Annotated in this window: 10 protein-coding genes and 1 pseudogene; 1 reads left to right on the forward strand and 10 read right to left on the reverse strand. The window is 69.5% G+C overall.

Translation table 11 applies throughout. The features are described 5' to 3' along the window. Positions 1-200: 200 nt before the first annotated feature. The 10 genes and pseudogenes from QOZ89_RS28640 to QOZ89_RS28685 form a co-directional block, all read right to left on the reverse strand. Positions 201-1,349, reverse strand: a complete 1,149-nt coding sequence (locus tag QOZ89_RS28640) for a TRAFAC clade GTPase domain-containing protein (protein ID WP_071054633.1) — start codon at positions 1,347-1,349, stop codon at positions 201-203. Further along, the gene (locus tag QOZ89_RS28645) at positions 1,346-2,425 is read right to left on the reverse strand and encodes a protein kinase family protein (protein ID WP_071054635.1); all 1,080 of its coding nucleotides are present in this window, start codon (positions 2,423-2,425) and stop codon (positions 1,346-1,348) included. The genes QOZ89_RS28640 and QOZ89_RS28645 overlap by 4 nt, the downstream gene beginning before the upstream one ends. Then, the gene (locus tag QOZ89_RS28650) at positions 2,425-5,496 is read right to left on the reverse strand and encodes a hypothetical protein (RefSeq protein ID WP_131804242.1); all 3,072 of its coding nucleotides are present in this window, start codon (positions 5,494-5,496) and stop codon (positions 2,425-2,427) included. The genes QOZ89_RS28645 and QOZ89_RS28650 overlap by 1 nt, the downstream gene beginning before the upstream one ends. Further along, positions 5,493-8,708, reverse strand: coding sequence for a tubulin-like doman-containing protein (locus tag QOZ89_RS28655; protein WP_071054639.1), 3,216 nt, complete (start codon positions 8,706-8,708; stop codon positions 5,493-5,495). Before QOZ89_RS28655 ends, QOZ89_RS28650 begins: the two co-directional genes overlap by 4 nt. Before the next feature lie 126 nt (positions 8,709-8,834). After that, positions 8,835-11,441, reverse strand: coding sequence for a vWA domain-containing protein (locus QOZ89_RS28660; protein WP_071054641.1), 2,607 nt, complete (start codon positions 11,439-11,441; stop codon positions 8,835-8,837). Between the two features lie 507 nt (positions 11,442-11,948). Continuing rightward, on the reverse strand, positions 11,949-12,896 hold the full coding sequence (locus QOZ89_RS28665; RefSeq protein WP_071054643.1) for a DUF4231 domain-containing protein: 948 nt from the start codon (positions 12,894-12,896) through the stop codon (positions 11,949-11,951). 98 nt (positions 12,897-12,994) lie between these two features. Next, a complete protein-coding gene (locus tag QOZ89_RS28670; protein WP_071054645.1) occupies positions 12,995-16,246 on the reverse strand; it encodes a nucleotide-binding protein in 3,252 nt (1,083 codons plus the stop codon). A gap of 1 nt (position 16,247) precedes the next feature. Beyond that, a complete protein-coding gene (locus QOZ89_RS28675; RefSeq protein WP_083420135.1) occupies positions 16,248-17,525 on the reverse strand; it encodes a toll/interleukin-1 receptor domain-containing protein in 1,278 nt (425 codons plus the stop codon). Next, complete coding sequence (locus tag QOZ89_RS28680; RefSeq protein WP_157910640.1) at positions 17,522-18,952, reverse strand: vWA domain-containing protein; 1,431 nt, start codon at positions 18,950-18,952, stop codon at positions 17,522-17,524. The genes QOZ89_RS28675 and QOZ89_RS28680 overlap by 4 nt, the downstream gene beginning before the upstream one ends. A gap of 289 nt (positions 18,953-19,241) precedes the next feature. Next, positions 19,242-19,319, reverse strand: a pseudogene (locus QOZ89_RS28685) (IS6 family transposase); the annotation flags it as partial. 835 nt (positions 19,320-20,154) lie between these two features. Here QOZ89_RS28685 and groL point away from each other — a divergent pair. Then, a partial coding sequence (gene groL, locus QOZ89_RS28690; protein ID WP_312626536.1) for a chaperonin GroEL occupies positions 20,155-21,481 on the forward strand: 1,327 nt, incomplete at its 3' end.

A 21,481-nucleotide genomic window follows, 5' to 3' on the forward strand; every position in this document is an offset into this window, starting at 1 on the left:
GGCGTACCGCTCGTATCGCCCGCTGCAGGCGGCCAGCGCGTCACCGGTCAGCGAGGAGGCGATGGGTATGAAGCCCTGACCGCCGACCTCCCGCACGCCGCGCGCACGATCGGTCTCATCCCGGTAGAGGATGTAATGGACCCGCGATGCCTCCGGCGTACCGAGTATTTCGTCCAGCGGCTGCGCGGCGGTCACGACCATCAGAGATCACCGCCCTGCGCTGTCCGCGGAGGTTCCGGCCAGACCCCGACCTGGAGCCCGGCCGGGCCGAAGAGCCCGCTCATCGCCAGCACGGACACGAGCGGGTCGAGCACCCTCTTCGGCCGCACTCCGTTGACGAACCGGACATACGGGGTGCCGAACTGGTCCTCGGCCCCAACGCCCTGCGAGCCGGTGGCGGAGACGAAGTGCATCGTCACTTGCCGGAACACCGAGTACGGCTCCAGCCACTTGCCCATATCTCGTTGGAAAAGGTATGCGTAGGCGTCCCGGCTCTCCTGCCAGAGCAGCTGGCGGTCCGGGTTGCGCGCCTGGCGGAAGGCCGCGAGCTGGGGCCGGCGAAGCCACCGCATCACCGGGTCCTCGAACCGCACCTCGTCACACTTGTTGATCGCGATCGCGACGGGGAGGTCGTGCCGGCGCCCGTCCTGGTTCTGCAGCCGGCGCAGGGTCCAGCTGACCGCGGCATGGATGTCCTCGCGCCCCACGCGAGTTCGGTCCCAGTCCGCGACCACGATCATCGCGTCGATGGCGAGCAGGAACTGGTTGCCGAGATCCCGGCCCGACGCGAGCACCTCGCCGGACACATCGAAGAACACCACCGGTCGGGTCACCGAGCCGTGCGTGACGACGAACCCGTCGAGGAACTCCGCCGGCGCGTTGCGCTCTGGCGTGGTCGACTCGATCGCCCGGTTGTACCGGAAAAGCGGGTCGACGAAGGTGGCGACGTAGTTGTCATGCTCCTCGTGGTCGAGCGCGTCGGCACGGGCCCCAATCGCGTCCAGCGCGCCGCGTTCGATCTCCCGCACCATAGCCGCGAGCAGGTGGGACTTGCCCGCGTTGCTGCCACCCACGAACGCGACGACCAGCGGGCGGCCGTACTGCCCGTAGCGCGCCGGGAGGAAGTGTGGGTTCTCGCTCTCCCGCAGCGGCGCGGCGCACTTCTTCCAGGCACCGAGCTGCCGGTCTCGGAGCACCCGTTCGGGCTCCCCGTCGAGTTGGAAGATCGGGATGAACTGGCGGCCTTTGGTCCGTTCGTACAGCGTCGGGTCGGCGTTCCAGTCGAACTCGTGCAGGCAGGTCGGGCAGAGGACGACGGTGGCGTCGTTCCTGGTGAACGGGGTGGTCATTCTCGCCAACTCCTGGATCCGCCGCCGCTTCCGCCAGCGCCGTCGCCACCGGACCGCGCACCTCCGGATCCTGCTGGCTCCTTGGCGCGGCTTATCCGGTCGAACTCGTCGATGCCCTGCCGGAACCGCCTCTCGTTCAGGACTGCCTCCGGGTAGCTGCCCGGAGGCACGAACTGGTCCGACGCGTTCAACTCCTCCATTATCAACTGAATCGACGGCCGGTCCCACGGTTCCGGCCGGAACACGCCATCCAGCGTCTGGTCGAGCCCGGCGGCGATCCCCCGCAGCTCCGGCGGGATCTCGTCGCCGTTGCGCAGCCGACCGTTGAGCACGTGCACCATGACCAGCCCGGCGCTCCAGAGGTCCTCTGCGGGGTCGGCAATCGCGTCGGGCTGGCGCGCCTCCGGCGCCGACCACAGCCAGTCGGGCGCCGGCCGGCATGGCTCACCGGTCAGCCGCGCGTTGCGGAAGTCTGTGATCTGAACGTTCTTCCCGGTCCAGCGGACCGTCATCGGCCAGATGCTGCGGTGCACCACGCCGGCCGTTTCCAACATCGACAGTGCCCGCAACAGGCTGACCTGGAAAGCCTCGACCGTCGGTATCCTCTCCACGAACCGCTCGACCGGGTCCCCGAGCTCCTCCCACAGCATGAACGGCGCGGCCTCGGCGGGGTTGTAGCCGATCAACCGGGACAGCTCCACCGGATAGCGCTGGCCGGCGGCAGTGGTCGCGCGGGCGAGCTGAAGACCGACCTGCACCTCGTTGTCGTACGCCTCGAACGCGTCGGCGGAACCGGATTCGGCGAGATCCTTCGGCAGCTTCTTGTAGAGGTAAGACCTCTTGGTGCCGACCTCGTCGACGATCAGGGTCTCCAACGGCCCCTGGCCTTGGCGGCCGGCCGAGCCGTTCCGGCTGGCGCGGGGCTCCAGCGGCCGCGGCTGGACGAGCAGTCTGCGCACGTTGCCTCGCGGGTCGACGTACTCGATCTCGTCCGGCTCGTCGAAGCCCCCGTCGCCGGCGCCGTATGGGACGTCCGAGCGCGGCCTGCGGCCGGCACCTGGTGGCGACGCCGCCATCACGCCTCCCCGGCGGTGGTCGTGCGCACCGCGCCAGGGCGCAGGCTGACCAGTCGCAGAACTCCGGCCACCTGGCCTCCCTCCGTCCACGCCAGGTCGGCGGGCACCGGCACCGCCGACGCGGGCTCGTGCCCGAGCCTGCCCAGCACGCCCCGCGCGGCCCGCGGGGCGAACCGGGCGACCGCCGCGCGCGCGGCGGAGACGTCGAGGAAGGAAAGGTCCTCGGCGCCGTTGAGCTGCAGGATGTCGTCGTCCGATACCTGGGCGCCAAGCACGTCGCCAACCCGGCGCGACCCGGTCCACACCGCGTCCACCAGCTCCTGGCGCGGCCCGTGGTCCTCGCGGCCGAACGGTGGCTGCTCGTGGATCCCCCGCAGCTGAAGGTGCTGGCCGTACACCTCGAGCAGCCAGTCCGCCTCCTCACGCAGCCACTGCGCTGGGGCATCGAGGGCGCGCCGCTCCAGATCGGTCCACACCCTGGTCAGTGCGGCGCGCACCAAGTCGACGAGGTCCTCGAGGACGACCCTGGAGATCTCGCCCACCCGCTGGTAGAGCAGTACCGCCACCTCGGTTTCCAGGCCCGGAACCGGCTCCGGCGGCGGGACGTCGACCCTGGGGTTGAGCTCGTCGGCGTAGTCGGCGATGGCTCCCTGGATGTCGAGCACCGCGCCACGCACCGCGTTGGTCAGCTCGTGCGCCGCGCGGCGCCGGTTGACCAGCATCCATTCGAACCGCGCCACGTGCTCGGCGAGCTCGGCCAAGCGCACCGCCGCCTCGCGCCCTTCGGACAGGGCAGTCTGCCACCGCCCGGCGGCCGACCGCCAGACCAGCGGCGGCCACAGGACCAGCCCCAGCGCGGCCAGCAGGAGGGTGACAGGGCGCAGCTGGCCGGGCAGCGGAGGGCCGCCGGTGAACCGGGTGAGCGCGCACCCCGCGGCCACTCCTGCCAAGCCGACGGCGCCGAGAGCCAGCCACTCACCCGCGGCGACGCGCTGGTCGGGCAGGCTGCCGGCGACCACCAGCAGCCGGGCACCGGCCAGCGCCAGCAGCCACGCGAGGACTCCGAGCACCGCGGCGGCCGCCAGCCCGCCGGTGCCGCTGGCGCCGACCGGCGACCAGAGGGAAGCGAGCGTGCACAGCAGGAAGACGGGGAGGACCAAGCCGGCCCCGGCAGGCCGGATACCCAGCGACGGCGGGCTCGCCAGCCGCGTCAGGGTGTCGTCCGGGCAGGCTTGGTCGAGCTGGTCGACGTACGCCGCACTGCCTGCGGGGAAGAGCGCCGACGCGATGCCGCCGAGCCAGCGCGCCAGTGTGCCGAGCGACACGCGTGTGTCCTCGTCCGGATCGACCAGGTCGAGCGAGTCGTGGGTGAAGCCGCGCAGACTGGCGACCACCGACCGGTCGTCGATGGTCGACGGCGGCTGCGCGACACCGAGGCGGGCCAACCGGTCGCGGGCGGCTGGGCCAAGGCCGCGCAGCCCGTCGAGGTCGGTGAAGTCGTCGGCCAGGTTGACGCGCAGCTGGCGCAGTTCGTCCGCCGCATCCGTCATCAGCGTCGCCGCAGTCGCCACCGGGCGCCGATCGACGCCGCCCTGTCCGGGCACGCGGCCGGTGAGCAGAGCGCGGGTACCGCGCAGGCCAGTCACCACGGCATCCGCGTCGTCGAGCAGATCGCGGCAGCGTCGCAGCGACGTGCCGAGCAGGCCGTCCGGCAGCAGGGCGCGCACCGAGCGGGGCCCGCGGGCGCCGGAGCGGGCGGCGGCCAGCCCTCGTTCGGGCGGTCCGGCTGGCAGCAGCAGCGACAGCGGCGGGCTGGGGAACAACCCGGCCGGCGGTGCGCCGCCGGCCGGAGTCTTGTCGTCGGATAGGGCCAGCCTGGCGATCGCGCGTTGCTGCGCCTCGTCGAGCACCCCAGTGTCGACCCGGCCGGAGACCGCCCGCAAACCTGGCGCCGCAACGGCGTCCGGCAGCTCGGCCACTAGGTTCGTCACCCGGTCAAACACTGACGGCTCGCGCAGCGCGTCGCGCAGCGCGATCAACTGGGCACTCTCAGACGTGTCTCGAAAGTCGGCGGAGGCGGCGGTCATCGAGCTCGGGCGCGTCTCGCCAAGACCCCAGCCGACACCGCGGCCGTCGCTCACCCACAGGGTGGCGATCGCGCGCTGCCCGAAGATGCTGGGCAGCCGCAGTGCGACGTCTCTGTCCTCGAAGGGCTCGGGGATGTCAGCGGCGCTGGCGCTGGCGCCGGGACCGCGCCAGCTGGCTGGCGCCTCGGTCCAGCCTTCGGCCTCCGGATCCACCCGGGTGGCGCGCCGGTCTGCCGCCGCGCCGGTGGTCGGTCGCTGGCCGTTGCGTGCCTCGCCCGCGCCCCTGCCGCGCCCCGGCCGACGCCCGTGGGTGGCGGGGTTTCCACCGTCGCCAGAGCGGCTGGGGCCATAGCTGTGCCGGTCAACGGCCGGCTCGTTCTCAGGGTCGTCGTCCGGAAGGCCGGAGTGCGCCACGCGCCGGCTCTGGGGGGCACCGCGCCCCGGCCGCCGGCCGGCGCGGCCCGGGTCGAACGACGTCGCGGAGGCGCCCCGACGCTCCTCCTGGAGGGCGGCCTCCCAGCGGGCCGCGGTCTCGGGGCTGCCCGTGCCGGGCGGCGTCGCCGTGCCGGGCCGCGGGCCCCGGCCCGGCCGGCCGGCATGCCGGGCCGTCTCGGGCGTCTCCCGCCGGTCGTCGGCCTCGTCTGGGTCCTGCGGCTCCGGCAGCCCGAGCGGAGTCGGCACGCCGCTGGCCGGGCCGACCAACAGGCACATCACCGAGCCGGCTGTCCTGGCCAACGCGACCTTGCGCACCCCCTTCACGTGCGCGGCGCGGCGCAGCTCGCGCGGGTTGTCGACGAGCAGCACCCGGCCCCAGTTGCCGGACCTGACCCCCTGCTCCCTGGCGAAGTCGCGCTGGAACTCGTCGAAGCTCGCGCAGTCGGCCAAGGCCTGGCGGACGTCGTCGTCACGCAGGTCGATCTCGACGACCAGGTCCTTGACGCCGTCAGGGGAGACGGGCATGCCCGACGGGGCGGTCATGGTCATCGCCACGGGTCCGTGTAGTTGTCGTCGTAGTCGTCGTCGCCGCGGCCGATCACCGGGTCCTGCTGGTCGGCCCGGGCAGAGCGGCCGCGCCGCACGGTGCTCACGTTCTCGACCAGCTCCCGCAGGTTCGCGAAGACCGGCAATGAGACGTTCTCGAACGGCAGGTCAAGGGCCGCCGGGAACGTCTTCGTCCAAAACTCCTGCACATGGCCGTGCGGGCCGGCCTTGCGCAGCGCGCGCCGCTCGTCCAGCTCGGTCTTCAGAGCTTCGGCCACCTTGTACAGCGTCAGGAACAGCTCGGCCGGCGGCACCGGGCCGCGGGCGATCCCATGGGGGGAGCTGTGCATGAGCTGCTCACAGAAGTCCCGCCGGATCACGTCGTCGTCGGCGAGGACCCATTCCTCATAGGAGCGCAGCAGGCTGCTCCACGACGACAGCCGGCCATACCTGGTCAGCGGGAGGGTCATCGCCACCCGGTCGCCGCCGTCGCCCAGCTGGACGCGCAGCCGGGCCGGGGACTCCGGGTCGTCGCCCTCACGCATCCCGATGTGGCCGTTCCACAGCGCGCACAGCAGGTGGTGCAGGATACGGACCCGGTCCTCCTCCGTAGTGACCGTCCAGGAAAAGTCGTAGCTGAGCCGCTGACGCCATTTCAGGAAGTCCTGCCGGAACTCGTTCGTGACGGCTTCCGACCAGAAGTGGATGATCTCCCGGACCTCCGGGACCTCGGTCAGGCCCATCGAGGTCCGGAACAGCACAACAGCGATCGACTCGGCGGTGATCGGGCGGAACTCCAGCGCCAGGCCGGAGTCGCGGGGCAGCCGCAGGCGGTCGCGCAGGAATCGCTCGATCCCCTCGTCCGCCGCGCCCGCCGGGTAGGAGATGAGCACCTTGAGATCGCCAGAGCCCTGCGGGGTGAAACCGGCGGGGACCAGACCGTGGATCTTCGCCTCAAACTGACGGATCTCGTCGCTGACGACGCCGCCACCGCCGTCCTCCGGCCGAGCGGCCCGCATTAGTAGGCTCGCCATCGTCGGGAGCAACGGCTGGGTCCCCGGCTGCACGTCCTGCGTGAAGAGGCGCTTGACCTCCTGCTTCAGCCGCTCACGCAGCGTGGCGACGGCCGCCGCCGGCGACTGCTGGCCGGCCTGCCAGGCGCGCAGCCAGCCGTCCGAGCCGAGCAGGGAGTTGACGATGTCCGCTTCCGTGGCCCGCTGCCGGGTGTGGTCGCGGTGGGCGAACCGGTCGAGCACGTCCCGGTAGAACGCGTCGAGGTCGCCATGCGGCGGCAGCAGGTAGGTCACGCCGACGCGGCTGCGGTAGAGCGCGGCGGTCCGCTGCGCGAACAGGCCCGGCTCCTCCTGGACGTGCTGCTCGAGCTCGTCGACTACCGCGGTGAGCTGGGAGCGCAGTCCATCGAAGGTCCTGCCCCACCGGCCGGCCTGATCGGACCAGGCAGCGCTCCACGCACGCTCCGCCTGCCAGGCATACCAGTTGTCCTGCTCGGTGAGCAGGCGCTGGACCCGGTCGTCGCTCCAGCGCATCTTCGACATACCCAGGAACTTGTTCCGCAGGTCACCGAGCTGTGGCGGCGCCTCGGCGATGCCGGCCGGCGGCCGCGGCGAGCGGCGCATCAGGTCGAGCAGCCCGGCGACCCCGGCGCGGCTGGGCGGCGACGCCAGCCTCCGCTCGCCTTCGATCACCCGCCGGGCCCGCAGCAGGTCCACCCCGCCGAGCAGGCTCTCCAGCGCCCGGTACGGGTCGAAGTCGGCGGCGATGCCGGCGACCTCGCGGCGCAGCCGGTCTTCCAGGAACTGGACGTTGCTCTCCATCGTCTGGCTGCGGGTCCGCAGCGCGGCGACGATGTCCTCCGCGCCGTTCACCGGCTCCACATCGGTGAACGGCGGTGGCCGGTGGCCGCGGACCGCGGCGAGGTTCGCGGCGGTGACGAAGCCGTCGACGAGTTCCCTGTTCTCCTCCGCTCCACCGGGCGGCGGGGTGGCCAGCTCGTCGAGCGCCCTGGCGAGCAGCCGCGAGGCGACGACGTCGGCCAGGTCGTCGACCGGGATCGTCATGGAGGCGACCAGACTGGTGGACACGCCCCGCAGGCCGACCCCCGACGAGGCCGGCACCTCCCGCTCCACGCCCCGGTTGATGAAGTCATCGGCGAACGACTGGTAGAAACGCTCCCCGCCCGCAGAGCCGGCGTCGGCGCGCTGCCCGGTGCCAACCAGCGACAGCATCAGGGACACGATGGAACGGTGCAGGTCGTCACGGCGCACCCCGGCGCTGCCGCTGAACAGGAACGCCGTCTGCACCGTCGACGGCAGCAGCGAGGTGGCCCGCTCCTGGCCGGGGTAGAGCACGCCGAGCGAGCCTGGGACGCCCCGGTGGGACAACTCCATGCTCGCCGACGAACCGTTCTGGCTGTCGACCAGGCGGAAGAGGTCCACCAGCGCGCGGGCCGAGTTCAGCCGAGCCCGGCGGCCGCCGCCCAGCTTGTCTTCGAACGCCGACGGCATCAGGACCAGCGGGTAGATCTGCGCCCGGTAGTCGGAACGCTGGAACGCGTCGCCGATGAGATACAGGTAGTCGTAGAAGATCCCGGCGCCGGTGCCGCCGGCGACCGAGAAGGCGACGAAGACGTCGCAGGACTGGCCGAGGCGACCGCCGAGCCGCAGCAGCGCGTCGCCTGAGTTGCTGATCGCCCCGATAGCGTCGTTGATCGGCCCCTGCGCCTGGCCGAGACCGCCGCGGAAGGTCTCGAACAGAGCCGCCCGCCCGACGGTCGGGAGCTGGCCGGCGCCCTTCAGCAGCGGGGCGATTTTCGGCTCGTGCTCGGTGCCCGGCAGCCAGCCGCGCACGTAGTCGGTGGCGTTCGCCCGCAGGCTCATCGCGACCTGGGGGTAGGTGTCGAACCGCGGCACCAGCCCGTGGGTGAGGTGCTGGGTGCGCCCGACTGCCGCCCGGTGCTCCTCGGAGCCGGCGCGGCCGGACAGCGCGGTGAGCTCACCTTCGTTAAGGTCCGCGTAGACGAACTGCAGCGGGGCTGGCAGCTGGTAAGGGAGATAGCCCGCCGAGGGGATCTTCGCCATGAGGTCCCGGCCGTCCGGGCCGCACAGCTCGTCGCGAAGCCGCCGTTCCAGCTCCGCGCCGACCGCGCAGCCTGTCCCCCCCAGGCCCACGAACATCATCGGCTGGTAGATGTTCATCCTCGGTTGCCTGTCTCCTTGCCATCTCCCGAACCGTGGTCCGGTCTGCCGCTCACCTGGCGCGATCCGCTACCAGGCGGTCCAACGTGCTGTCGCCGTCGACTGGTGGGCTGGCCACCGCGCCGGTCACGGCCGGCGGCCTCTGCCAGGCCGGCGGCCGGAGTCACCGCCGTCGCGGCCTCGCCCGCCGGGCGCCTCCTGGGTCGGGTGCTCGTGGACGTCGTCGGCGGGCCGCCGCTGGTGGCCGGCGAGGCCCTGACCCGTGTCGCGGGCCCCGCGGCCCCGGCTGGGCCGGGGGCCCCGGTCCGAGCCGGCGGTAAGGGTCTCGGCGTCACGGTCCGCGTCGCTGAACTGGGAATCGTCCCAGCGAGCGTCGTCCATGCCGCCAGACGAATACCCGTCGCCGGACCTCCTCGCCCAGAAGTCGTCCTCCGCCGGCGCCGGCGAGTCTGCGCGCGCGCCGGAGGTCGTCGGTCGCTGGCCGGCGGCGGTGGTGGTCACGCGGGTGTCCTCGTAGCCGACCTCGAGCCCGTCGCCCACCGACACTTTCTGACTGCCCCGAAGCGGGACCGCCCGGTTGTCCGGCTGGGTCACCACGAGGCCACCCATGTCACCGCGGCGCGCGACGTAACGCTTCTCGCCAGCGCGCGGCCGGTCGAGGGTGGGGCTTGCGCCGGCGGGTTCCCGGACCGCGAAGACCATCTCCGTGGCGCGCCGTGCCGGGGCGCGCAGCTGGTGAACGAGCTGGTCGCCGCGGTAGAGCTGGATCACCAGCCCGCGGACGTCAGCCCGCTCCCGCCGCGCGCCGACCAGCCGACTCACCATGAAGGTCCCGGCCAGCACGAGAACCGCTGCGACGATGTAGAGCCAGATCAGCTTCTTCCACAGCGGCGCCGGCTTGGCGATCGTGACGTTGAAGAAACTTTCGGCGTAGGCCTTCGACGGCTGGTCGGCGTCCACCGCGCGGACGGTGCCGCTGGTCCCGCCGAGCGGAGTCGCAGCGTTGAAGGAGATCTTGAAGGAGGCCTCGGTCCGGCCGGCCCCAGGGCTGTTGACGACCAGGTCGGCAGGGACGAGCTGGGCGAGCGCGCCGGGACTCAGGTCGTCGAGCACGAGGCGCAGCCGATGCGGCTGGCCGTCCTGGTTGGTAATCGTGATCTTTCCGGTCACGGTGCCGCCGGGATACACGGTGCCATCGCCCAGGGAGACGGCGGCGACCACTGGCGGCGGGCCGGTCGAGATCTCGGTCGAGTAGGTGCGCTCGTCGGGCAGCACGCCGGGGGCGTCGACGGTGCCGACGAACGTCAGCACACCGGTCGCTCCGGCGGGCACGGTGTACTGGCCGGAGAACTGGCCGTCGTTGGCCTTCTGGTCGGTTCCCTTACCGTCGTCGGTCAGCGTGAGGAGCTGAGGCGGGACCGTGTCACCGCTCACCCCCACCCCGACCCGCACCCCGCTGAGCACCTTGGGGTCGTCGATCTCGCCGGTGCGGGTCCGCAGCCGGATGTGGATCGCGACCCGCTCGCCGGCCCGCGGCGACGGCGGGTCGACGACGAGGGAGGCGCGAACGACGCCCTGCCAGATCGCCGCCGCGACGACCTCGGTGTCTTTCGTCGTGCCGGGGCCGGCCGTCAGCCGGATCGTCCACCTCCCTGGCCGCGGGTTGGCGACGCGCAGCGAGTCGACGCCGTCGCCCTGCGGGCCGCGGGTGAACGTCGAACCGTCGAAGCTGGCCTGGTCGCCAACCTCCCTACCCAGCGGGTCGAGGTAGCTGACCTGGACGGTCGGGTCACCTTTGAGCACGACGAACGCGCCGTCCGTGCTGATCTCGGGAACGCTCACGTGTAGGTCGACCGACTGACCGGGCCTCAGGTTGCCGCCGCCGAACTCGGCGTGAGCGCAGCGGGCCGACGCATAGGCACGGACCAGCGCCTGAAGGGTGTCGTTCGAGGAACTGACGATGGTCGCCCGCGGTTTCGCGTCTGGCAGGTTGTTACAGGTCTCCTGCGCGCCGCCCGCGGCAAGGGTGTCCAGGGCGTCCTTGTTGATCTTGTCGCCGAATCCCAGCGGCCAGATCTGCGCCCCGTCGGCCCGGGCATCGGCCAGCTCGCCGGTCAGCTCCCGCCGGGCCGCGTCGTTGCGCTCCGCCGGGGTCGCGCCGTACTGCGGGCTGTTCGGGACGTCGAGCTGGCCGTCGGTGAGCATGAAGACCACGTTGGCGCGCTGGATCGAGTCGGTCTTCTGGTCGAGGACGGACAGCGCCTGCCCGAGCGCGGCAGCGAAGTCGGTGTCGTTTCCCTCGTTGGCGTCGCGGCGATGCAGCTTTGCGATACAGCGGACCAGAAACGTCTGGTTCGCGGCGCTGCCGAGGTCGGTCAGCGGGCACACCGGGTCGACGGCCGACTGGCCGGGGCCGTTGGAGCTGCCGAAACCGATGACCGCTACCTGCGACTGGGATGACAGCTCGCCGAGAGCGAGCAACGTCGCCGCGCTGCGCTCCCGTTCCACGTCGGTGTCCGACTCGCTGCCCGACTCGTCGACGAGGATGACGACACGGATTGGCTTGGTCTGGAGGGCCTCGTCCTTGTTGCCCGAGCCGCCGGAATCGGACGCACTGGCCGTCGCGTTCACGCTGGGTGTCGAGAGCGCCCGCGGCCCGTTGGCGCTGGCGGCGGACGCGCCGAGAAGAAGCACCGCCGAACAGACCAAACCATAGGCCGCCGCGCGCTTCATCTGGCGACCGACCCAACCATAAGCGCTGGTCAGCGGCACCCGCCTCAGCTGACGCCGGAAACGAGCCTGGCTTCGACTCAATACCACTCGACGAGCTCCCCCCGGAGAAGCCGAACCGCTCGCTGAATTGTACGTTGCGGGCAAAGTCGGCGCCGCACCCGTGGTGTGTGGACAGCAGACGGTATCGCTGGCCGCCGAGCTGCTTCCGGTCGGTTCCGCCATCCTCCGCGAAGAACGGCCTGGCAGCAGCTCGGCGGGGAGCATGAAGGCCGGCGCCGCCGCTCCCTTAACCCGTTCCCGGCGGGTCGCCACCAAGCGTTGGGCTTGCTGAAGTCGATGCTCTCGTGGGCGCTGGGTGGGCATCCTCGAGTACGCCGGTTCGCGCGCTGAATGGTCACGTTTCTTGACGGCACGTAACGCAAGGTAACCGTCGCGACGTCACCCGTTCGGCGGTGAGCGGACCTTGTACCGAGGGTTTTCGCGCGACAGCCGGTCAGATGGCCGCGGTCAGGACCGGCCCGCACGGAAGGTCTCGCGCGGCGGCACGCCGCGCCGGGCCAGCCACAGGGTGTGCTCGCGGGAGATGGCCTGTTCGGCAGAGTCGACGAAGTCGGCCCACGTCTTGTCCGCGTCGTCGTAGGTGGCCCGCTTCGCCTCGACCTCGTCCAGTGCCTTCACGAGGTCCCGTTCGGTGTGCTGGTAGGCCCGCGCGATCGTCTCGAAGTCCTTCGACTGCGTCCACGCGAGGGCCGCGGCGGCCGCCGCCGCGGCGATACCCACGAAGTCGACGTCGAGGGAGGTCAGGACGCCGACGAGGCCGAGGACGATCCCAGCGAACGGGATGAAGATGGACACGCAGAGGAACCTGTCGGCGTTGGTCGCGTTCTTCCTCGCGTTCTTGCGGTACCAGTTCCGCTGGTTGTCGAGACGGCCGGCGACGTACTGGTCGATCCTCTTGATCAGGTCCTCCGTCCGCAGGTCCGTCATGCTCGGCGACGGCGTGCCCCCGCTTGGGCCATGGGTTATCAGCCGGTCAACTCCGACCTCCTTCATCCGTTCGAGCAGTTCGTCCATGCGGCCGCGGAAGACGTCCTCCGGGGACTTGCCGTCGGCCCGCTCGGCCTCCGCGAACTCGCCGCCACCCACGGCGAACTGCCAGCTCAGCGACTTGACCGACTCGGCGACCGCCCGGGCGTCGTACCAGGTGCGCTCGGGCCGCCTGAGGGCCAGGGCGAGGTTACAGACGAACACGCCGATGAAAGCCACTATGGCGATCCAGGTAGCAACGTCCACCTCGGTCTCCCCGACGTGCGGCTCGATGGGCAGCGCGCCGAAAAGCGCGGACAGGACGGCCAGGACGAGGGACGCCTTCGTCAGCCGGAACAACATGGCCTGCTGGGCCGCCGACGTGCTCGACGCCTCCTTGTGGAGCGCCGGGTAGACGATGCCGCTCATGGATTCCCTCAGTATCTCGGGTCGCTGCGTATCTCAAGCTGCTGCAACTTCTTTTCGCGTGCCCGTACGCCGCGCCGGATATGCGCGGGCCGACCACGCTACGACGCCGTGTCATCCAGTTGGTTCAGCTTCTTCTGGAGCCAGACGCAGTCGTGGACGCCGTACTTCCTGAGGGTATCCAGGTCCGTCCCGGTCGTTCTGACACTCCTGAGCTGAGCGTCACGCCGGCATTCCTCCCGACGGTCCATCAGGCCGAGCATGAAGTAGATCCAGAAGGCCTGCACAGCCGGACGGTGCCACTGGCTCGTCGGCCGGACAGCATTGTCCGGCAGGTCGTCCGGCCGGTAGCTCTTCCGCAGCATCCAGGCGAACGGCAACGAAACCTGCAACGCCAGCGGCGACAGCAGGTCCGCCGCGGGCCGGTACCGGTCCGGCATCGTGAGGTTTTCCCACCGGGTGCCGTCCGGCCTCTTGGCTTCCTTGAGCGTGTCGGACACCTTGTCCTGCTGCTCGGCGAGGGCACCCAGGTGGGTGAAGATGAGCACCCGGCGGTAGTCCGCGTCCATCGGATCTATCATCTTGCTCTGCTCGGCCTCTGCCAGGACGTCGAGCGCCTCGTGGAAGTAATCCTCCGCGAGATTGTGGCGGTGGCCGTCGTGAGCGGGCAGGAACAGGCGCAGTTGTTCGACGAGACCGAGTCCGCGGGTGGCCAGGAAGTAGGTCTCCACTCCGGTCGCGGTCGTCCGGCCAGCGTTACGGCAGGCCCGGCGGAAGTGCTCCTCTGCCTCGGTCAACGCGGCGGCGTTGGGGCGTTCCCGCTTCTGCAGTGCGATCAGCCCGAACTCGAGATCGCAACGCGCGACCAGGTCCGCGTCTCGCTGGCTCAGGCCGTCGGCCAGCATGCGCGCCGCGAGGCACTTGTCCTCGGCGTCCCCGAGGTCGTTGACGAGACGATCGAGGACGGCGGCTGCCAGCGACAGCCGTGCCAGCACGTCTAGCCGGAGAGGCCGGCCACGCAGCCGGTCGATGGCTGCGGCCACCCCCTGCGCCTCATCCTTGAAGCTGTCCGACTCCGACAGCTTCAACAGCCGGCCCACTGGCTCCACGACCAGGTCGCGCTCGTCAAGCCGCAGGACGGCGTCGGCGGCCGCGGTCGCGAGCTGTGCCGCTCGCTCATGGGCCTTCTCCGCGCTGTCCCGTGCGACCCGGATCTCGGCCGCCGCCTGCAGGAATCCGGCGAGCGCCTCCTTCAGCGCGTCGCCGAGATCCCTCGCCACCTCGACCGCCTCCTTGAGCTGGCCCACCGCGGCGGGTTCCTCCTTCTGCTGGTTGGCGAGCGCGAGAAGATACTGAAAGCGCGTGACGGAATCCCCGTCAGTGGCTTTTCTTCTCGCGGTCCGCCGCTCGGCGGCCTCCCTGTCGTCGAGCACGACCGGGGGCAACGGGAACTCGGGTTCGGGCTCGTTCTGCTCCTCCGGCACGTCGTACCGGTCCGCGATCGACCTGAGCAGGGTGGCGCGGGCCTCCTCGCGTCTGCCGAAGGCCAGGGCGGACGCGAGCTCGACACACTCGACGGGCCGGTCGAAGGGAGGGAGACGCGCGAACTGCTCGGTCCGGACGGGGAGAAGGACCTCCCGCCCGCCCTTGGTGACCCGGGGGCGGGCCCACTCCCAGGCCTCCTTGGCCAGATCGAGGCTGATGTAGTCCTCCCTGAGCAGCGGCATGACACACAGCGTTCCGCCGGACCGGGTATTCGTCGGGTTGCCATGGGCCGTCCGCAGCTCCTGCTCGAGGATTCGCGTGTCCAGGTGGTAGGCGCGCTGGCGCCGAACGCTCAGCCCATGTTCCTTGAGCAGCCACTCCACCCACACGGCCACGGCCTCGTCCTCGGCGCTGTGGCTGAGGACCACCCGGGTGTAGTCCGCGTCAATCGGCGGCCGCTCGAAGCTGTCTGTGAACGTCTTCCACTGGTCTCGCGGTACGGTGAACTTCACCGGCTCGCTCAACGTGACGTTCTCTGCCAGGAACTCGACTGCCTTCAGCACCTCGTCGTAGTCCGAGCTAGCCTCCCGCGGCGGTGTCTCGGTATACGCGTAGCGGGGGCTGTAGGGGACGATGGCGCGGTCCCAGTAATCGCGATCATCCTTGCCGACATGATTGCCGATGAGCCCCTCGAATTTGCTCTCGTAGCGCAGCCGCGCCTTCCTCAGCTGTGGGTTGTCACTGAGCTCGACTCGACAGGGAAGCGGGAGAACTCGGGTTCCGGGGCTTTCTTCGTGAATCTGCGCGGCGATCTCCGCCGAGTTGTCGATATTCTGGTCGTTCAGTGAGAAGCACGTCACAACAGTGTCGGGAAGAATTCTGGTAGCGATTCCCGAGGTGTCACTGATACCGGTGCGATTGTCGATGAGCACGTGTTGGAAATCGTGCTTCATCCTGGCCCGGACCGCCTTCAGGAAGTCGCCGCCGCGCAGGTTCCGGAAGAAGTGCCCCCAGTCTAATGAGACGACTTCGTTGTCGTAGTCGGGGTTGAGGTACCCCGCCGGCATGAATTCGATCATGCCGGCGATGCCACCGGCGCTTGTCTCGACCTGCACGGAGAGCTCCTCGAGGGAGGTCAGGTCGTCAAGCTCATCCTGGTTCTCGTGGATCTCGTCCACGGCCGCGCGCAGCAGCGCCGGCGTGTCCACCCCGCGCTCCCGGATGTCCCGTACGGCCTCGGTGACCTTCGCGGTGACCTTCGCGGTCAGATCCTGTTCGAACACGGCCTCGGCTTCCCCGCCCAGCCTGGCGAAGACGTCACCCGCCACGGTGAGAAGCTGTGCGGTCAGGGCTTTCGCCAGTTCCTGATCACCGTGGCCCTTGGGCGACGCCCCGCGACCGTCGACGAGCTGGTCACGGACAGCGGCGGCCGCCGTGGTGAGGGCGCGGCGAAAATCCGGTTCGGAGTACCCCTCCGGAGGGAAGGGGGTCGCGGCGACGATCTCGGCAAAGATCTCGGCGAACCCGCGGCGCAACTCGCCGCGGAGTTCCGCAAGCAGGTCGGCCTCCGCCTGCCGGAATTTCTGCTTGTAGAGCTCGCTGACACGACCCGTATAGCGCGAGATCAGTCCGAGTACGCCACTGGCGTCGCCCCCCGGAGGTCCTTCTTCGGTCGGAATGTTCGGGTAGAAATACTCGCGTAGCCCGGGTGCCTCGAGATCCCAGTCGACGACGAGGACGCGACAGCCCTGGGACGCCAGCACCCACGCCAGTTGGGCCAGCACCATCGTCCGACCGACGCCGCCCTTAAACGAATAGAAGCTGGTGATGGCGCCGACGTCGCTCGTCTGGCCAATATTCGTCGTCATATTACCGCCTGCGGTTTGGCTTGACGTGGTCAAGACCAGGGTCGCTGCCGCCGTCCAGAAGTGTTCGCATCGCCCATATTCCCTTGACCAGCGCCGTCGTGAGCTGGTCCGGGCTGCTGAACGCGTAGACCTCGCCCCCCTGATCGAGAAGGGTCATCACGAAGAGCTGGCGGCTCGTGGATTTCGGCCTCCTGTTGATGGTCAGGGTGTTCACCCAGCTGGTACGAGAGGGCTGCCCAGACAGGTCCTCCCGCCTGAGCTGATCCTTCAGCCAGTCCTCCATGTCAAGATCTGTGACCGGGATGGTGTCGCTGAGGGCGGCCACGGCCTGCTGGCGTTTCCACCCCTCTATCTCCGTCCAGTCTTTTTCTGGGAGAAGAGGATCGGCCTGGGCGACCGCGTTGAAGCGCCGCAGGACCCTGTCGACGATTCTTTCCGGGTAGAGTTCCTCCTTATTCCACTCGGTGTCGACAGGCGACGAATGCCCGAACGGGCACCAGTCGGCCGGGTCGTCTCTGACCGCGTAGATGAGGTTCGTCTCCAGCGTCTTCCGCTGGGCGGCCTCCGGAGAGAACGCGGGTTCCAGTGACTTGAAGTTCGTCAGGCCCAGCGGGTCGAGGGGGTCTGGCCGCCTGGCGAAGTCGGTATGGATCAGTTCCGCGATGGTCTCTACGTACGCGTGGTACTTGGCGGGGTTCGAGCGGAGGAGCCTCTGCAAGCCGGGTCGCTCCGGCGTGTCGTCGGGATAGCCGACGTGGTATGGCGTGAGCACCGGGTGGAGGTTTTCCTTGTCCTTCTTCCTCCCGTCGCCGATCTTTCGCCACCACACTGGAATCAGCCGGTCGAGGGCGCGCTGCCCGGCGGGCGTGGAGGAAAGGAGCCGGCGGCGGAAATAGGACCATTCCTTCGAGCACCAGGGCGAGCCGAAGAAGTTGGCCGAGCAGAGGGGGAGGAAGTAGTCGCACCGGTCGAGTTCCTTCAGAAGCTCGCTCTCCCAGGTCTGCCCGTTTTTCAGCGACTTGTTCGAGTAGAACACGTGGGGTTTCTTGGTACCGGGAAACTTCTCCGCCAGCCGTGCGGTCAGATCGCTCACGAACGTCGTCGCGCTCTGGTTCACGTTGTCGTGGGACGAGAAGCTGACGAAGACCTTCGGCGATCTGGTCCCGGGAGCATTCCCGCTGTTGGTCGCGACGCCGGGTGCCGCGGCGCTCAGGGCCGGGACACCGTTGGCGACACCGTTGGCCGGAACGGGGGCCGTTACCACGTTGGAACTACTCATCTCACCTGCTCCAACTGCATGGGCTGCTCGGCGTTCAGGGCCGGGGCGTCGACGACGGACAGGGTGACGCCGGCGCCGAGGTCGTACTGGTTCTCGGTGCCGGCGGGGATGGCGTGCGAGCTGTCCTCGGCTGACCTCTTCAGTCTGAAGCCGCCGTTGCTGTCGCGGGTGAGCTGAAGATTCCAGCCGGCCTCGCCGGTGGCGGACAGTCTCGGCTGGGTGCTAAGATCGCGTACCTTCAGGTACAGGGTGTCGCCCAGGTCGGGATCCGCCTGGAAGAATGCCACTGCTTTCGGGCCCCGGCGTAGATAGACGGTCACCCCCGAAAGAGTGGGCGGCGCGATCGGAACCGTGGTTGACACATCGAGGAGGCTCACCGGGGTCGACCTCCCCCGGAGGAGATGCATGATGAACGCCACGACCAGCGCCACCAGTAGGAAGCCAACGACTCCGATAGTGACCTGATAGGGCCGCAGCGCATCGTGTCCGTCAGGGGGCACCGGCTGCTCGGTCGGCGACGGCACCGTCGTTGGCGGGGCGGTCGTTGGCGGAGCGGTGCAGACAGTTGTCAGCGACGCCGCCTGCAACACCTGGCCCGCGGCCGCCTTCAGGCCGTCGACGCTGCCGGCGAAGACGGCCTGAGCGCCTGAGCCGCAGGCGGGCTGGCCGGCCCCCGTGGCCAGGTCCGTCAAGGCCTGCTGGTCCTTGTCGACCGCCGTGCCGGCGCCGACCGGGAATCCGACGGGCCAGACCTCGATCCGTGCAGCCCGAAGCTCCGAGGCAACCACTCCGGGCAGGTCCCGGCGAGCGTTCTCGGCTCGGACGGCGGAGTTCGGTGGGTTTCCGTCCGATCCGGCCGCGCCGAGCGGCTCACCGGCCAGCAGAAAGATTATCTTCCGCACGCTGTCGGGGCTGGGCCTGCCGAGGACCGGTTGTTCGAGGATGGTTTTCGCGAGGTCCAGGGCGAGAACGGGATTGGCGCCGTCGCCCGCACTGGTCCAGCGGTGTTGGAGTCTGTCGACGCAGTTGTGCAGGAACTGTGCCGATGAGCCTGGGCCAATCACGCTTGTCGGGCAGATGACCTCGGCGGCTGGCCCCTCCCTGGGTTCACTGCCGTACTCGACGACGGTCACGAGGGAGCCGCGCACGCTCTGGGCCGTCATGTAGGTGTCGACCGCTTGGCGCACCTGGTCCAGGGTTCCCTCACCGATCCGGGCCGAGACGTCGACGACGACGACAATGGCCACGGGCGGGGGATCCGTGGTCGATACCCCGCTGACCCCGCCCGCCGCGGTGACGACGCCGGCGAGTTGGCCACGGTTGCCTAGGGCTGCTCGCGGCGACGCGACGGGAGCGGCCCGCGAGTGGTCGTCGGCCGTGGTCAGCCGGACGTCCGAGACCTGGTGGTTGACAAGTGCAGGGCCCATGACCAGCACAAATGCTGTAAGGGCCACGATGGCTGAACCCATAATTCGCCGGCGCGGCGTATTACCGCGCGCTCGCGACAGCTCTCGTAGCAATGGCCACCCCCGTAGGACCGGCTATCGAGATTTGCCACAATACAGCACACGAACCGGTCGATGGTGACAGGTCCGGCCATTTCCGTCGCGACGGTCGAAGATCGTGTCTTCGGTGGGACTGCATGGCCGCCGGTGCACTGGCGCTGGTGATCCGATCATTGTTGTGACCAGGCATTATTGTGGCCGACGACTACTTCACCGCCCGTCCTGCGCTGACGGTCTGCATGGAGCGAAGGCGTACGAGTCCGCGCATCGGCCGCGGTCGAGCTTGAAGCAGCCATGCTCGTCGAGTGGGCCGCGGCGTTGCTGCGGCGGCCTTAGCTTGTCGCTTAGCTTGCCCGTCCCTCAGGTCCTGCGGCTGTTGACGTGCCGGTGGCCTTCCGGACCGGTTGGATGATCGCCCGTTGTCGGTGGCGGAGTGTCAAGGTCGACCTGCGTCGGGCTGACGTCGGGGGTCAAGCGCCACAGCCACAGTGGATTTGGTTCCGTTCGCCGGGCCACCGTGGGACGGCCAGGCGGATCAGCGCGCCTGCCAGGATCGGCAGCTGGCCCGCCTGCCCTTCCCAGCTGCGCAGCGGGTCAGCCTCGAGTAGAGCCGGTCCCAGGCGGCCGCGGCCGTCCGTCCGTCGCGGGTGGTGTCGGTACTCGCATGGCGGCTGTTTCCCCTGCTTCGCCGCAGGAAGATCTCATCGGCCGAAACGGATACGGTCAGGTACTCACGCTGTCGGGACGACAAGCGGACATGGCGGGTCCGACTACAGGTCGCCGGTGCCGCCCGCAGGCTTGTCACAGTTGACCGTCCGGGTGCCGGGGCCGGATGACGGGTGCCGGGGCCGGATGCGGAGAGCGAGCTTGCACTCACCGGGGTCGAGTGCTAAACAGGGAGCTGGCACTCGGGTAGTCTGAGTGCCAGCAGGCTGAAACGACGAGGCTGTCTCGATCAGTCATCCGGGCCGATCCGCGGATCGGCCCGTTGAGCGCCCGCTCTGGGGCTGCGGCCCCAGGGGACGGGCGCCGGTGCGCGGGTCGTGGCGTGAAGCCGTCCGTCGCGGGCGTCGTTGTGGCCAGGCCATCACATTGCCATATCCCTGTGGGAGGACTCCGACACCATGCCGAAGATCATTGCCTTCGATGAGGAGGCGCGGCGCGGCCTGGAGCGCGGCATGAACCAGCTGGCCGACGCCGTGAAGGTCACGCTTGGTCCGAAGGGCCGTAACGTCGTTCTGGAGAAGAAGTGGGGCGTACCCACGATCACCAACGACGGTGTCTCCATCGCCAAGGAGATCGAGCTCGAGGACCCGTACGAGAAGATCGGCGCCGAGCTCGTCAAGGAAGTCGCGAAGAAGACCAACGACGTCGCGGGTGACGGCACGACCACCGCGACGATCCTGGCCCAGGCGCTGGTCCGTGAGGGCCTGCGCAACGTGGCCGCGGGTGCGAACCCGCTGAGCCTGAAGAAGGGCATCGAGGTCGCTGTCGAGAGTGTCTCCGAGGAGCTCTCGAAGCAGGCCAAGGAGGTCGAGACCAAGGAGCAGATCGCCTCGACCGCGTCGATCTCCGCGGGTGACCCGGCGATCGGTGCCCTGATCGCCGAGGCGCTCGACAAGGTCGGCAAGGAAGGCGTCGTCACTGTCGAGGAGAGCAACACCTTCGGGTTGGAGCTTGAGCTCACCGAGGGTATGCGCTTCGACAAGGGCTACATCTCGCCGTACTTCGTCACGGACGCCGACCGTCAGGAGGCCGTCCTCGACGACCCGTACATCCTGATCGTCAACAGCAAGATCTCGGCGGTCAAGGACCTGCTCCCGTTGCTGGAGAAGGTCATGCAGGCGAGCAAGCCGCTGGCGATCATCGCTGAGGACGTCGAGGGTGAGGCGCTGGCGACCCTGGTGGTCAACAAGATCCGTGGCACGTTCAAGAGCGTCGCGGTGAAGGCCCCCGGTTTCGGTGACCGCCGTAAGGCGATGCTTGGTGACATCGCGATCCTGACCGGTGGCCAGGTGATCTCCGAGGATGTCGGCCTCAAGCTCGAGGGCACCACCGTCGATCTGCTGGGCAAGGCCCGCAAGGTCGTCGTCACCAAGGACGAGACGACCATCGTCGAGGGCGCTGGCGACACCGACCAGATCTCGGGCCGGGTCAGCCAGATCCGCAACGAGATCGAGAAGTCAGACTCGGACTACGACCGCGAGAAGCTGCAGGAGCGGCTGGCCAAGCTCGCCGGCGGCGTCGCCGTCGTCAAGGTGGGCGCGGCGACCGAGGTCGAGCTCAAGGAGAAGAAGCACCGGATCGAGGACGCCGTCTCGAACGCGAAGGCGGCCGTCGAGGAGGGCATCGTCGCCGGCGGTGGCGTCGCCCTGCTCCAGGCCTCGATCAGTGCCTTCGACAAGTTGGACCTCAGCGGCGACGAGCTCACCGGCGCGAACATCGTCAAGC

It is taken from the genome of Pseudofrankia coriaricola, assembly GCF_032027725.1.
Classification (GTDB): Bacteria; Actinomycetota; Actinomycetes; order Frankiales; family Frankiaceae; genus Pseudofrankia.